Source organism: Rhodococcus sp. Z13_19A (assembly GCF_058133575.1).
On sequence record NZ_JBYUNN010000004.1, the window covers coordinates 17,296 to 30,690 of the forward strand.

A 13,395-nucleotide genomic window follows, 5' to 3' on the forward strand; every position below is an offset into this window, starting at 1 on the left:
TTCCGACGCGCGCAGGGTGGGTCGCCCCAGGTGAGCAAGGTGGAGAGGATGCTGAGCGCCGTGCCCGAACCGTCCGCTCCCCTCACCGTCCAGGTGCAGACCTACCTGGACCACCTGGCGGTGGAGCGCGGCAGCGCCCGCAACACCTTGGAGTCCTACCGCCGCGACCTGCGCCGGTACTGCCAGCACCTGGCCAACCGCGACGTCACCGACCTCGCCGCGGTGCAGGAGCAGGACGTCACCGCCTTCGTCCGCGCGCTGCGCACCGGCGACGCCGAGCACGGCGTGCCGCCGCTGGCCGCCTCCTCCGCCGCCCGGGCGCTGGTGGCCGCCCGGGGGCTGCACCGCTTCGCCGCCAGCGAGGGCATCACCACCGTGGACGTGGCCCGGGAGGTGCGCCCGCCCAGCGGGCCCAAGCGGCTGCCCAAGGCGCTGGCGGTGGACCAGGTGCTGGCCCTGCTGGACGCCGCGAGTGGTTCGGGGGAGGCGGCCGGACCCCGCCAGCTGCGCGACCGCGCGCTGCTGGAGCTGCTGTACTCCACCGGCGCCCGCATCTCCGAGGCGGTGGGTCTGGACGTGGACGACGTGGACACCGAGTCGCGCACCGTGGTGCTGGCGGGCAAGGGCGGCAAGCAGCGGCTGGTGCCGGTGGGCCGCCCTGCCCTGGATGCGCTGCAGTCCTACCTGGTGCGGGGGCGGCCGGCGCTGGTCTCCCGGGCCGGGCCCGCGCTGTTCCTCAACGCCCGCGGCGGCCGGCTGTCCCGGCAGAGCGCGTGGCAGGTGCTGCAGACCGCCGCCGAGCGCGCCGGCATCACCGCCGACGTCTCCCCGCACACCCTGCGGCACTCCTTCGCCACCCACCTGCTCGACGGCGGCGCCGACGTCCGGGTGGTGCAGGAGCTGCTCGGCCACGCCTCGGTGACCACCACGCAGGTGTACACGATGGTGACGGTGGACGGGCTGCGCGAGGTGTGGGCCGGCGCGCACCCCCGCGCCCGCTAGGCCCGGCAGGGGAGCCCGCAGCCTCCGCCAGGGCTCTAGAGCGCGGTGTACCGGCACGAATGCAGCGTCTCGTGGGCGGGGCGCGTTGCTTGCGCACACCATCGACTCCTAGGCTCGTGCCGGCAACAACGCCGCACTGCAACAGCGAAGGGCAGGCACCCCACCGTGTCGACACCGCAGGCCAACCCCCCGGGGGCAGCTCCTCAGGCGTCCGACGCGACGGGCGCCGACGTCCCGCTCGGCCCCACCGGCCGCCCGCGCCGCGAGATCCCCGAGCCGCCGCCGCTGAGCAGCCACGGCCCGGCCACCGTGCTGGCCATGTGCAACCAGAAGGGTGGCGTCGGCAAGACCACGTCCACCATCAACCTGGGTGCTGCGCTGGCGGAGTGTGGCCGCAAGGTGCTGCTGGTGGACCTCGACCCGCAGGGCGCGCTGTCGGCCGGCCTCGGCCTGGCCCACCACGACCTCGACCTCACCGTGCACAACCTGCTGGTGGAGCCGCGCGCCGCCGTGGACGACGTGCTGGTGCAGACCAAGATCGAGGGCGTCGACCTGCTGCCCAGCAACATCGACCTCTCCGCCGCGGAGATCCAGCTGGTCAACGAGGTGGGCCGCGAGCAGACCCTGGGCCGCGTGATGCGCCAGGTGGTCGACCGCTACGACTACATCCTCATCGACTGCCAGCCCTCGCTGGGCCTGCTCACCGTGAACGCGCTGGCCTGCGCCGACGGCGTGGTCATCCCGATGGAGTGCGCGTACTTCAGCCTGCGCGGGCTGGCGCTGCTCAACGACACCATGGAGAAGGTCCGCGACCGGCTCAACCCGCGGCTGGTGCTGTCCGGGATCTTGGTGACCATGTTCGATGCCCGCACCCTGCACGCCCGGGAGATCATGTCCCGCGTGGTGGAGGTGTTCGGCGACACCGTCTACGACACGGTGATCAACCGGACGGTGAAGTTCCCGGAGACCTCGGTGGCGGGGGAGTCCATCCTCACCTGGGCCTCCAGCTCGCCCGGCGCGGCGGCCTACCGCCAGCTGGCCCGCGAGGTCATCGCTCGGTGAGACCGTGAGCACCGACCTCGGGCAGCTGCGGGACGTGGCGCCCGAGCCCGGCGTCGGTGCTCGGCCCGGCTCCACCGCCCCGTTCACGGTGCGGCTGACCAACTTCGAGGGCCCGTTCGACCTGCTGCTGCAGCTGATCACGCAGCGGCGGATGGACGTCACCGAGGTGGCGCTGCACCAGGTGACCGACGACTTCATCGCCCACACCCGGCTGCTCGGCGAGCGGGCCGGGCTGGAGGAGACCACCGAGTTCCTGGTGGTGGCCGCGACGCTGCTGGACCTCAAGACCGCCCGGCTGCTGCCCGCCGGTGACGTGGAGAACGCCGAGGACCTGGCCCTGCTGGAGGCCCGCGACCTGATCTTCGCCCGGCTGCTGCAGTACCGCGCCTACAAGCAGGTCGCCGCGATGTTCGCCGAGCTGGAGCGGGCCGCACTGCGCCGCTACCCCCGCTCGGTGGCGCTGGAGGACCGCTTCTCGGCGCTGTTGCCAGAGGTGCTGCTGGGCGTGGACCCGCAGCGCTTCGCCGAGGTGGCCGCCGCGGTGTTCCGCCCCGCACCACCGCCGCCGGAGGTCAGCCTGGCGCACCTGCACACCCCGCAGGTGTCGGTGCCGGAGCAGGCGGCGCTGCTGCTGGAGCGCCTGCGCGCGGCGGGCGGGCAGCGGTGGACGACGTTCGGGGAGCTGGTGGCCGACTGCGAGTCCACGGTGCAGGTGGTGGCCCGGTTCCTGGCGCTGCTGGAGCTGTACCGGGAGGCCGCGGTGATCTTCGACCAGGACGAGGCGCTGGGCCCGCTGCTGGTGCAGTGGCCGGGGCAGGCCGTGGTGGCCGTGGACGAGCTGGGAGAGGACTACGGGTGAGCACCCCCGAGCACGATGATCTGCCCGAGGACCAGGGCCTGGACGAGCAGGGTCTGGACGAGCAGGAGCTGGAGTCGGCGCTGGAGGCGCTGCTGCTGGTGGTGGACGCCCCGGCGTCGGAGCAGGTGCTGGCCTCGGCGGTGCAGGAGCCGGCCGAGCGGGTGCGCGCGAGCCTGGAGCGGATGGCGACGGCGCTCACAGCCCGGGGCAGCGGGATGGACCTCCGTAGAATCGGAGATGGATGGCGACTGTTCACCCGCGACGTGCACGCCCCCTACGTGGAGCGGCTGCTGCTCGACGGTGCCCGCAGCCGCCTGACCCGAGCGGCTTTGGAGACCTTGGCAGTGGTGGCATACCGTCAACCCCTGACCCGTGCCCGCATCGCTTTGGTGCGGGGGGTGAACGTGGACGGTGTGGTACGCACCTTGCTGGCGCGCGGTCTGCTGACCGAGGCCGGCATCGACGCGGACACCCACGCGACCCTGTACTCGACGACCGAGCTGTTCCTGGAGCGACTCGGGCTGTCGTCGCTGGCGGAGCTGCCTCCGCTGGCGCCATTGCTTCCCGAAGTGGACCTGATCGACATGGATGAGAATGCCTGAGCACGAGAACGACCAGATCGACCCCCGCGGCATCCGGCTGCAGAAGGTGCTGGCCCAGGCCGGTATTGCCTCCCGACGCGCGGCCGAGGAGATGATCGCCGAGGGGCGCGTCGAGGTCGACGGCAAGACCGTGACCACGCAGGGCCGCCGCATCGATCCCCGCAACGCCATCGTGAAGGTGGACGGCGAGCGGGTGATGGTCACCGAGGACCTGGTGCACCTGGCGCTGAACAAGCCCAAGGGCATGCAGTCGACCATGAGCGACGACCTGGGCCGCCCCTGCGTGGGCGACCTGGTGGCCGAGCGGGTGGCCGCCGGGCAGCGGCTGTTCCACGTCGGGCGCCTGGACGCCGACACAGAGGGCCTGCTGCTGCTCACCAACGACGGTGACCTTGCGCACAGGCTGATGCACCCGTCCTACGAGGTGCCCAAGACCTACCTGGCCGACATCGACGCCCCCATCGCCAAGGACGTGGGCAAGCGCCTGCGCGAGGGCGTGGAGCTGGAGGACGGCCCGGCCAAGGTCGACTACTTCGGCGTGGTGGACGTGTGGGAGGGCAAGGCGCTGGTGAAGGTGGTCCTGCACGAGGGCCGCAAGCACATCGTCCGCAACATGCTGGAGGCCGTGGGCCACCCGGTGCGCCGCCTGGTGCGCACCGACATCGGCCCGCTCAAGCTGGGTGAGCAGCGCCCCGGCTCGCTGCGCGTGCTCAACCGCGGCGAGGTCGCCGGCCTGTACAAGGTGGTCGGCCTGTGAGGGGTCCCGTCATCGCCATGGACGGCCCCTCCGGCACCGGCAAGTCCACCGTGGCGCGGCGCCTGGCCACCGACCTGGGTGCGCAGTACCTGGACACCGGCGCGATGTACCGCACGGCCACCCTGCAGGTGCTGCGCGCGCACGTCGACCTGGGTGACCCGGACGCGATCGACGCCGCCACCACCACGCTGGCGCTGCGCTCGGGCACCGACCCCGCCCACCCCACGGTGCAGCTCGGTGACGAGGACGTCTCCGCGGAGATTCGCGGTGCCGCGGTGACGCAGGCGGTGTCGGCGGTCTCCGCCGTGCCCGCGCTGCGCGTGCGGCTGGTGGCGCTGCAGCGGGAGATCGTCCGCCAGGCCCCGCACGGCATGGTGGTGGAGGGCCGCGACATCGGCACCGTGGTGCTGCCCGACGCCGACCTGAAGGTGTACCTGACCGCCTCGGCGGAGGACCGCGCGCAGCGCCGGGCCAAGCAGGACGCCGCCGAGGGCCGGCCCAGCGACTACGAGGCGGTGCTGGCCGACGTCCAGCGCCGCGACCACCTGGACTCCACCCGGGCCACGTCGCCGCTCCGTCCCGCCGAGGACGCCGTCACCGTGGACACCAGTGGACACAGCATCGACGAGGTACTCACCCGGCTCCGTGCCCTGGTGGCATCGACGAGCCGAACAGAAGGAGCAACACAGTGAGCGAGGAGGGCCTGGTCTCCGGAGACGGCATCTGGCTGGACGAGACCGACTGGGAGGTGGCCGCCGAGGACTTCGGCGACGAGCACGGCCCAGACGAGGCAGTCCCCACCCTGGCGGTGGTCGGACGGCCCAACGTCGGCAAGTCCACGCTGGTCAACCGCATCATCGGCCGCCGTGAGGCCGTGGTGCAGGACGTCCCCGGCGTCACCCGCGACCGGGTGTCCTATGACGCCAGCTGGAACGGCCGGCGCTTCACCGTGCAGGACACCGGCGGCTGGGAGCCCGACGCCAAGGGGCTGCAGAAGTCGGTGGCCGCGCAGGCCGAGATGGCCATGAAGACCGCCGACGCGGTGCTGCTGGTGGTGGACGCCGTGGTCGGCGCCACCGCCACCGACGAGGCCGTGGCCCGGGTGCTGCGCCGCGGCAAGATCCCCGTGCTGCTGGCCGCCAACAAGGTGGACGACGAGCGCACCGAGAGCGAGGCGGCCGCGCTGTGGTCGCTGGGGCTGGGCCAGCCCTACCCGGTGAGCGCCACGCACGGCCGCGGCACCGGTGACCTGCTGGACGAGATCCTGGCGGTGCTGCCGCACACCCCGCGGGAGAGCGACCCCGTGGTGGGTCCGCGCCGGGTGGCGCTGGTGGGCAAGCCCAACGTGGGCAAGTCCAGCCTGATCAACAAGCTCTCCGGCGACGAGCGCTCGGTGGTGCACGACGTCGCCGGCACCACGGTGGACCCGGTGGACTCCCTGGTGGAGCTGGGCGGGCAGGTGTGGCGCTTCGTGGACACCGCGGGGCTGCGCAAGCGCGTGAGCCACGCCAGCGGCGCGGAGTTCTACGCCTCGCTGCGCACCCGCTCGGCCATCGAGGCGGCTGAGGTGGCGGTGCTGCTGATCGACGCCTCCGAGCCCATCAGCGAGCAGGACCTGCGGGTGCTGAGCATGGTGGCCGACGCCGGGCGGGCGCTGGTGCTGGCGTTCAACAAGTGGGACCTGGTGGACGAGGACCGCCGGCACATGCTGGAGCGGGAGATCGACCGTGACCTGGCCCGGGTGCCGTGGGCGCAGCGGGTGAACATCTCCGCGATGACCGGGCGCAGCATCGCCAAGCTGGTGCCGGCGCTGCGGCAGTCGCTGGAGTCGTGGGACAAGCGCATCCCCACCGGCCAGCTGAACACGTGGCTGTCGGAGGTGGTGGCCGCGACGCCGCCGCCGATGCGCGGGGGACGGCTGCCCCGGGTGCTGTTCGCGACGCAGGCGGCCACCCGGCCGCCGACGTTCGTGCTGTTCACCACAGGCTTCCTGGAGGCCGGTTACCGCCGCTTCCTGGAGCGCAAGCTGCGCGAGACGTTCGACTTCACCGGGAGCCCGGTGCGGGTGAACGTGCGCGTGCGGGAGAAGCGCGACCGCAAGAAGCGCTGATCTCTCGGCCCCTGTTGCTGGCCCGTGCTGCTTCGACCTGACTACAGGCCGGAGCTGGTGCGGGCCAGCAACTCACCCAGCAGGGTGTAGTCGACGTCGTCGCCCTGGTGGATCTCCGCGGCCTTGCGCTCGCCGCTGCCCAGCGGCTGGGTGACCCCCTCGATGACCTCCACGTCCTGGGCGTTGTAGAGGGTGAAGCGCACCGCGTCAGCCAAGGCCTCGATGTCGGCGGCCTCCCAGCCGTTCTTGATGTAGTACGGCTTGCCGTGCCAGAGGCGCTCCTCCGCCTGCGGGATGACCTCCTGCACGAGGTAGCGCAGGCGCTCGCAGATCTCGGACTGCCAGGCCGCCCGCTGCTGGACGTACTCGGTGACCTCGGGGTTCATCCCGACCTCTCTTCCGCTGTCGCACAATGGCTTTGCTCGCAGTGACGAGTGCGACGGATCGTAAGGCGGTTGACGACGCGGTGGTGAACAACTACGCAGCGCTACCTTCTGGGTGCATCCTGGGGCTGCCCGCGAGCCCCTGACCAGCCGGTTCGTTGTCTGGGGGAGGGCTGCGGTAGCCTCTTCCATGGCGCTCGCGAGAGCGTGTTCGGGCTGTGGCGCAGCTTGGTAGCGCACTTGACTGGGGGTCAAGGGGTCGCAGGTTCAAATCCTGTCAGCCCGACCGAACAAGCCCTGGTGAGAGATCGTTTCTCGCCAGGGCTTTGTTATGTCGGGAGCAGCTGCCCATCCTGCCCATCCTGCTCGTTCGAGCATGTGCTGTCGGGCCTCGTTGTTGCGAGCCGTCCTAGCCTTTAGCCGTTCGAAGCTAAGTCGATGAGCAGGGTCGAGTGCAGGATCTTGCGGCCTGCCAGTCGTGCGCATTCGACGGACTCTGTGTCGATGTACGGGCTTATAGTTCTGGAATTTCGCCACTCGCTTGCAGATCGATGATGAGTTGTTGGATCGCCCGTACGAGAAATATTCGGTCGCTGACCCAAGTGCTAGCACTGATCAGGCAGTCATCTTCGGACACGTGACGCAAGACCCATTGTTTGTCTTGATCATGGTGCCATGCGTGAGCATTTAACCAGAGTGCAGCGATGTCGTGATCCGTCAGGCGAGTCTCCGATTCTCCGGGTACACCGGCCATAAGCACCCAACGCGTGGCTGCCAAGAAGCGTGGCCATGAGCGCTCAAGTTCACCAACTGGATCTTTTGCTTGCGGAGTCCCATCCCTAGTTAGGAAGCCGAGCGACGCGACGACTTTACCGATGAAAACTGGCTCCCTTTCGAGTGTAGCTGGCCGAATTATCGCGGCGGCGGTAACAAGTTGATCCTCAGGGAGATGCGTGCGCTCTATCCGCTGCTGGGCGTGTCCGATTCGAACAAGTAATCTCATAGTCGTGCCTACGGATGCTAGATCCTCCCGTTGGGCGGCGGAGGTTCGGGCGATGCGCTCTGCTCGCGCAACTAAGGCACTGATCGTCCGTTTGGCGTTGGCCTCATTTTGCCCCATACGCCGAGGTTATCTCCAAAAGATGCCATTGAACGCTGATGGCGGGGCTGCTGTAGCGCGGCACCCCTGAGTCCGCACACAGGGCAAAAGGGAATCTGTTTCTGGTTGCCGACCTGAGAGCCCCCGGACTTTCGTGCGAGCCGGCACCTGTGTGGCGATCGAGGTGCGAGTGCTGGGTGGTCATAATGAGGATTTGGTAGCGAGAAGCTCATGGGTGTCGGTGGCGCGGTGGGCACGTCGAGGAAGGCAACCAGGATGTTCGCCGACGTCCTGGCGTCCCACGTGCTCGCGCCCGACCGTGCTCGGGTGCTGGCCTGCCTCGACAATCCGGCGATGCTGCACGGCCTGGTTCCCCGCAACCTTGCGGGAGGGGTCGCCCTGGCCGCGGTGGTCTCGATCGGGTTGTTCTACGCCGGGTCGCACGGCGGCATCCGCATGATCCGGCGGCGTCGAGAGCTCCTGCACGCCTACCTCAGGGACCTGGATCGAGGCTGACCTCTGTGCTCGGCCGGTAGGTCTGTACTCGGCCTGCGCCGCGGCGTCGCGGACCTGTTCCACTGCCGCACATGGCCGGTAGCCTGCAGCCCGTGACCGACGCTGAACACGTTCGCCATCGCGACCGTGTCGCAGTGCGGGTCCTCGCGTTTGTCCTCGTGAACCTGCTCTGCGTCTGGTTCTGCGTCAGGCTCGGCGTGGAGATCGTGGACGGCCTGCGAGCGGATGCGAGCGTGGTCGGCACCTTTGACGACCCGGGGTCCCGCTGCCCCAGCCGAGTGACGTACGTGGTTGACGGTGTCCGCTACGCGCTCGACACCGGCGACAGGGGCTGGTGCAGTCGCGAGAACGGCGACGCGACGTCACCGCAGCTGGTCTTCTACGACTCCGACGACCCGGACGTGGCGATCTTCGCTGACCCCGGCGGTCCCACGGCTGTGTTGATCGTGAACACGATCGGCTTTGTGTTGCTGGCGGCACTGACCGTCTGGCTGTGGTGGGCCTTGCGGCGATGGACAAAGACGTTGCTGCGCACAGGTCGCCGCGCTGACACGTAGTGGGGATCTGCGGACGGCTCACCTGGCGGGAGGCGTCGCCCTGGCGGCGGTGGTCTCGGCGCCCAGCTGAGTGACGTGGATCGAGGCTGACGTCCGAGCTGACCGTCCCGCTACCCGGCCCGTCTGGGCCTCGGCTCGGCGATCGGCGACGGCCACTGCCAACGCTGCGTGTAACCGACTGGGCACGACCGTGGGCTCGCTGCGAGGGACGCTTCGTCGGTCGGCGGGCCAACACAGGCGCGTGTCACCTACCCGGCGGTCTCACCCGAGCAGGGCCGCCACCTGGGCATCTGAGGCGGCCAGTGCTGCGCGGTCGTAGGTGGAGCCGGTGACCAGCAGCTCGTCGGCACCGGTGCGCTCCGCCAGCTGCTCCAGCCGACGGTGCACGGTCGCGGGAGCACCGGCGACCACGCGATCGAGGCCGCGCTCCACCCGCTCGGCGTCCTGGCCGTCGCGCAGCTGGTCGCGGATCGCCGCCACCGGCTCCAGTGCAGCGAAGACGCCGGTCCGCCGCGACTGCACCATTGCCCACACCTCCGGCAGCGCCAGCTCGCGGGCCTCTGCGTCGGTGTCGGCCACCAGCACGTCGAGGGAGACCACGACGTACGGGTGGCTGCCGGCGTGCGGGCGGAAGTCCCGGCGGTAGGCGGCCAGCAGCTCGTCCAGCTCCGGTTGGTCGAGCACCGGGCCGCCCAGCACCACCGGCAGCCCCAGCTCGGCCGCCACCGTGATCCCGCGTCCGGTGGCCAGCACGAACAGTGGCACTGCCTGCACGGGCACCGGGTGGGCGGTCACCGGCGCGGTGCGGTCGAGGTAGCTGCGCAGCTCGGCGACGTCGCCGGCGAAGGTGTCGGGCTCGGTGCCCGAGCGCCGCAGCGCCCGCCGCACCGGAGCGGTGAAGCCCAGCGAGCGGCCCACCCCCAGGTCGATGCGTCCCGGGTACAGCGCGTCGAGCATGAGGAACTGCTCGGCGGCGATCAGCGGCTGGTGGTTGGGCAGCATCACCCCGCCCGAGCCGAGCCGGATGGTCGTCGTGCGTGCGCCGACCGCCGCCAGCAGCACCGCGGGTGCACCGGAGGCGATGCCGGCAACGCCGTGGTGCTCGGCCACCCAGAACCGGTGGTAACCCAGCCGTTCCGCGTTGATCGCCCGTTCCACGGTGTGCGCCAACGCATCCACTTCGGCGTGGCCGGAGCGGGTGCGGGAGCGGTCGAGCAGGGAGAGCCTCACGCTCCACTGAACGTCGCGTGACCGGCGCCGCTTCCCGGCCCCGCCGCAGATCGGACCACCGGTCGAAGCAACTACGTTGGATCGTGCCGCGGCACGCCGTCCCCGCGGCCAGGAAGGCAAGGACCGTGCCGGCTCAGCAGCCCCTGTGGGCAGATGCGTACCAACCCGGAGTGCCGCTGCACCTGGACTACGGCGACACCACCGTGCTCGACCTGTGGGAGGGCGCCGCACGGCAGTTCCCCGACCGGCCGGCGCTGGACTTCCTGGGCCGCGAGTCCAGCTACGCCCAGGTGGCCGAGCAGGTGAACCGGGTGGCCGGGGGCCTGCGCCGCCTCGGCGTGCGCCCCGGCGACAACGTCGCGGTTCTGCTGCCCAACTGTCCGCAGGCCATCGTCGCGTTCTTCGCGGTGCTGCGCCTCGGCGCGACCGTGGTGGAGCACAACCCGCTGTACACCGCCTCCGAGCTGCGCCACCCCTTCGCCGACCACGGGGCCCGGGTGGCGATCGTCTGGGACAAGGCGGTCCCGGTGGTGGAGGAGCTCCGCGCCGACTCGGCGCTGGAGCACGTGGTGGCCGTGGACATGACCACCGAGCTGCCGTGGACCAAGCGGCTGGCCCTGCGGCTGCCGATCAACAAGGCCCGCAATTCTCGCGCGCAGCTGACCTCCCCGGCGCCGGGTGCGATGCCGTGGTCGGAGCTGGTCTCCGGGCCGGCCCTGGACGAGGCGCACCCGCGTCCGGGCACCGACGACGTCGCGCTGCTGCTCTACACGTCCGGGACCACCGGCGTGCCCAAGGGCGTGCCGCTGCGCCACCGCAACCTGGCCGCCAACGTCCGCCAGGGGCGGGCCTGGGTGCCGGGCCTGGAAGAGGGCCGCGAGTCGGTGCTGGTGGCGCTGCCGTTGTTCCACGCCTACGGCGTCACCGTCAGCGTGCTGCTGGGGGTGGCGCTCGCCGCCAAGCTGGTGCTGCTGCCCAAGCCCGAGACCGGGCTGATCATGGACGCCGTCAAGCGCCAGGTGCCCAGCTTCGTGCCCGCCGTCCCGCCGCTCTACCAGCGCATCGTGGACGAGGCCGAGCGCCGCAACATCTCCATCCGGGGCATCCGCTACGCCCTGTCCGGGGCGATGCCGCTGCCCAGCGCGCTGGTGCAGCGCTGGGAGGCCGCCACTGGCGGGCTGCTGGTGGAGGGCTACGGGCTGACTGAGACCTCCCCGGTGATCGTGGGCAACCCGATGAGCTCGGCCCGCCGGCCGGGCTCCATCGGAGTGCCGTTCCCGGACACGGAGATCCGCATCGCCGACCCGGACAACCTGGACCGCGACGTGCCCCAGGGCGAGCGCGGCGAGCTGCTGGTGCGTGGTCCCCAGGTGTTCTCCGGCTACCGGGGTGCACCCGAGGAGACCGCGGCCGCCTTCCACGACGGCTGGTTCCGCACCGGAGACATGGTGACCATGGCGCCCGACGGGTTCCTCACCGTGGTGGACCGGCTCAAGGAGGTCATCATCACCGGCGGGTTCAACGTCTACCCCTCGGAGGTGGAGGCGATGATCCGCACCCACGGCGGGGTCCTCGACGTCGCCGTGGTGGGCCTGCCGCAGGGCAACGGGGGCGAGGAGGTGGTGGCCGCGGTGGTCCTGGTCGACGGTGTCCCGGTGCTGCCCGAGGAGCTGCAGGCGCACGCCCGTCAGGGTCTGACGCCCTACAAGGTGCCGCGGCGCATCGTCTTCGTCGACGAGCTGCCGACCAACCCGATGGGCAAGGTGCTGCGCCGCGAGGTGTCGGTGCAGATCCAGGAGCGCTGACCAGCCGCCGCCCACCTCAGGCGGGCGCCGGCGTCACCGGGAGATGGTGATGTTGAACGCCGCGGTCTGCAGGGCCCGGACGGTCGCGAAGAACAGCGGGGCGGCGTGCTCAGTCGCCAGCGCGGTGTCGATGCCACCGAGGTCGAGGACGGCCCGGCTGGGCCAACCCAGGTCGGCGAGCAGGCCAGCGACCACCGTCTTGGCCGCCGCGTCGTCGCCGCTGACAAAGACGGTCGCGTCCGGAACGGTGTCCAGCGGGTTGACCATGACAGCGAAGTTCATCGTGTTGAGCGCCTTGACCACGCGCGCCCGCGGAAAGCTGGTCTGCGCCCGCTGAGCCACGCTGGCCCCGGGGTAGGCCATGGTCATCTCCGGCGTGAAGGCGGCCGAGGGGTCCAGCACGATCTTGTCGGCCAGGACGTCCTCCCCGACGTCGCGCAGGGTGTCGACCAGTGCCGTGCCGGGAACCGCGGTGATGACCACCTCGGCGGCAGCGGCGGCGTCCTGCTGGCTGAGCGTGCCCGCCTCGATCGAGGGTGTCCGTGATCCGTAGGTCACCTGGTGACCGGCGGCGGCCAGACCTGTCCCGAGGGCGGTTCCGACCTTGCCGGTGCCAAGCACTGCGATCTTCATGGGGATACTTCCTTCGGGCAGGCTGGAGTGTCCGCGAGTGCGGTGGGGGTGCTTCGCTCCAGCGTCGTCGCTGAGCGGTGGGCCGTCCAAGACCGACTGGGTTGCCACCGATACCCCGGGGGTATCGGCCGAGGCCAGCCGGGGTGTCAGCTCCTCGGGGCTCAGTGACCCGGCTTGGCCAGGACCGCCATGGCGGTGTCGACCAACGACTGCAGCGTCGGAGGCGGATGTCCGGCGCGGCCGAGCGCCTCGATGCCGCGCAGCACCGACAGCAGCAGCGCCCCAGCCCCGGCGGGGTCGAGGTCGGCGCGGACGTCGCCCGCGGTCTGGGCGCTGCAGACGCACGCGCTCAACGCGCGCTCGTACCGCTCGTAGAAGTCGGTGGCGGTGCGGACGACATCGGCGTCCTCGCCGGCGAGCTCGGCGGTCGCCTTCGCCAGCAGACACCCCCGCTGCGGCGCCCCTTGGTCGGCGATCGTCGACCGCAGGTGGGCCTCGAGCCGATCCCGGGCGCCGCGCTCGTCGCCGGCGAGCTGGCGCTCGACGGCCTCGGCGTTGTCGTCGCAGTACTGGGCGAAGGACCGCAGGAACAAGCCGTGCTTGTCGCCGAACGCACCGTACAAGCTGCTGCGGCTCAGGCCGGTCGCCGCGGTCAGGTGCTCCACGGAGGTCGCGGCATAGCCGTGGTCGTGAAAGGCCTCGCGGGCCTGCCGAATGACGTGCGGTTCGTCGAAGGACCGGGGCCGTGCCATGCCGACAGCGTACTTGATTCTGGACCGG

13 protein-coding genes, 1 tRNA gene and 1 pseudogene are annotated in these 13,395 nt (G+C 70.9%); 11 read left to right on the forward strand and 4 right to left on the reverse strand.

The annotated features are described in order from the left end of the window. Window positions 1-48: 48 nt before the first annotated feature. The 7 genes and pseudogenes from xerD (at window position 49) to der (ending at window position 6,392) form a co-directional block, all read left to right on the forward strand. The gene (xerD, locus tag AC3YNX_RS15030; protein WP_489995974.1) at window positions 49-1,002 is read left to right on the forward strand and encodes a site-specific tyrosine recombinase XerD; all 954 of its coding nucleotides are present in this window, start codon (window positions 49-51) and stop codon (window positions 1,000-1,002) included. Window positions 1,003-1,167: 165 nt separating this feature from the next. Continuing rightward, complete coding sequence (locus tag AC3YNX_RS15035; RefSeq protein ID WP_127783753.1) at window positions 1,168-2,064, forward strand: ParA family protein; 897 nt, start codon at window positions 1,168-1,170, stop codon at window positions 2,062-2,064. Window positions 2,065-2,089: 25 nt separating this feature from the next. Then, the gene (locus AC3YNX_RS15040; RefSeq protein ID WP_489996278.1) at window positions 2,090-2,923 is read left to right on the forward strand and encodes a segregation and condensation protein A; all 834 of its coding nucleotides are present in this window, start codon (window positions 2,090-2,092) and stop codon (window positions 2,921-2,923) included. Continuing rightward, window positions 2,920-3,525, forward strand: a complete 606-nt coding sequence (scpB, locus tag AC3YNX_RS15045; protein ID WP_489995975.1) for an SMC-Scp complex subunit ScpB — start codon at window positions 2,920-2,922, stop codon at window positions 3,523-3,525. The genes AC3YNX_RS15040 and scpB overlap by 4 nt, the downstream gene beginning before the upstream one ends. Window positions 3,526-3,553: 28 nt before the next feature. Next, window positions 3,554-4,282: pseudogene (locus AC3YNX_RS15050) on the forward strand (pseudouridine synthase); the annotation flags it as partial. Between the two features lie 17 nt (window positions 4,283-4,299). Then, window positions 4,300-4,974 carry a (d)CMP kinase gene (gene cmk, locus AC3YNX_RS15055; protein WP_127784880.1) on the forward strand — a complete coding sequence of 225 codons (675 nt, stop codon included), beginning with the start codon at window positions 4,300-4,302 and terminating at the stop codon, window positions 4,972-4,974. Then, window positions 4,971-6,392, forward strand: coding sequence for a ribosome biogenesis GTPase Der (gene der / locus AC3YNX_RS15060; RefSeq protein WP_489982599.1), 1,422 nt, complete (start codon window positions 4,971-4,973; stop codon window positions 6,390-6,392). The genes cmk and der overlap by 4 nt, the downstream gene beginning before the upstream one ends. Before the next feature lie 41 nt (window positions 6,393-6,433). Here the strand turns inward: der and AC3YNX_RS15065 are convergent, their stop codons facing one another. Continuing rightward, window positions 6,434-6,778 (reverse strand): DUF1801 domain-containing protein, encoded by a 345-nt coding sequence (locus AC3YNX_RS15065; protein ID WP_127783749.1) that lies wholly within the window; start codon window positions 6,776-6,778, stop codon window positions 6,434-6,436. A gap of 209 nt (window positions 6,779-6,987) precedes the next feature. On the opposite strand from AC3YNX_RS15065, the gene AC3YNX_RS15070 reads away from it, so the two are divergent. From AC3YNX_RS15070 to AC3YNX_RS15080, 3 genes are all read left to right on the forward strand, one after another. Further along, a tRNA-Pro gene (locus AC3YNX_RS15070) sits at window positions 6,988-7,061 on the forward strand. A 1,089-nt stretch (window positions 7,062-8,150) separates the two neighbouring features. Then, window positions 8,151-8,390 carry a hypothetical protein gene (locus AC3YNX_RS15075; RefSeq protein WP_489995976.1) on the forward strand — a complete coding sequence of 80 codons (240 nt, stop codon included), beginning with the start codon at window positions 8,151-8,153 and terminating at the stop codon, window positions 8,388-8,390. Window positions 8,391-8,482: 92 nt separating this feature from the next. Beyond that, entirely contained in the window at window positions 8,483-8,947 is a 465-nt protein-coding gene (locus tag AC3YNX_RS15080; protein WP_489995977.1) for a hypothetical protein, read from the forward strand. 261 nt (window positions 8,948-9,208) lie between these two features. Here AC3YNX_RS15080 and AC3YNX_RS15085 read toward each other — a convergent pair whose 3' ends face one another. Further along, window positions 9,209-10,177, reverse strand: a complete 969-nt coding sequence (locus AC3YNX_RS15085; RefSeq protein WP_489995978.1) for an MsnO8 family LLM class oxidoreductase — start codon at window positions 10,175-10,177, stop codon at window positions 9,209-9,211. 125 nt (window positions 10,178-10,302) lie between these two features. Here AC3YNX_RS15085 and AC3YNX_RS15090 point away from each other — a divergent pair, with 125 nt between their 5' ends. After that, entirely contained in the window at window positions 10,303-11,982 is a 1,680-nt protein-coding gene (locus tag AC3YNX_RS15090; RefSeq protein WP_489995979.1) for a long-chain-fatty-acid--CoA ligase, read from the forward strand. A gap of 33 nt (window positions 11,983-12,015) precedes the next feature. Here the strand turns inward: AC3YNX_RS15090 and AC3YNX_RS15095 are convergent, their stop codons facing one another. Both AC3YNX_RS15095 and AC3YNX_RS15100 read right to left on the reverse strand, forming a co-directional pair. Beyond that, the gene (locus AC3YNX_RS15095; protein WP_489995980.1) at window positions 12,016-12,615 is read right to left on the reverse strand and encodes an NADPH-dependent F420 reductase; all 600 of its coding nucleotides are present in this window, start codon (window positions 12,613-12,615) and stop codon (window positions 12,016-12,018) included. Between the two features lie 161 nt (window positions 12,616-12,776). After that, the gene (locus AC3YNX_RS15100; RefSeq protein ID WP_489995981.1) at window positions 12,777-13,367 is read right to left on the reverse strand and encodes a TetR/AcrR family transcriptional regulator; all 591 of its coding nucleotides are present in this window, start codon (window positions 13,365-13,367) and stop codon (window positions 12,777-12,779) included. Between the last annotated feature and the right edge of the window lie 28 nt (window positions 13,368-13,395).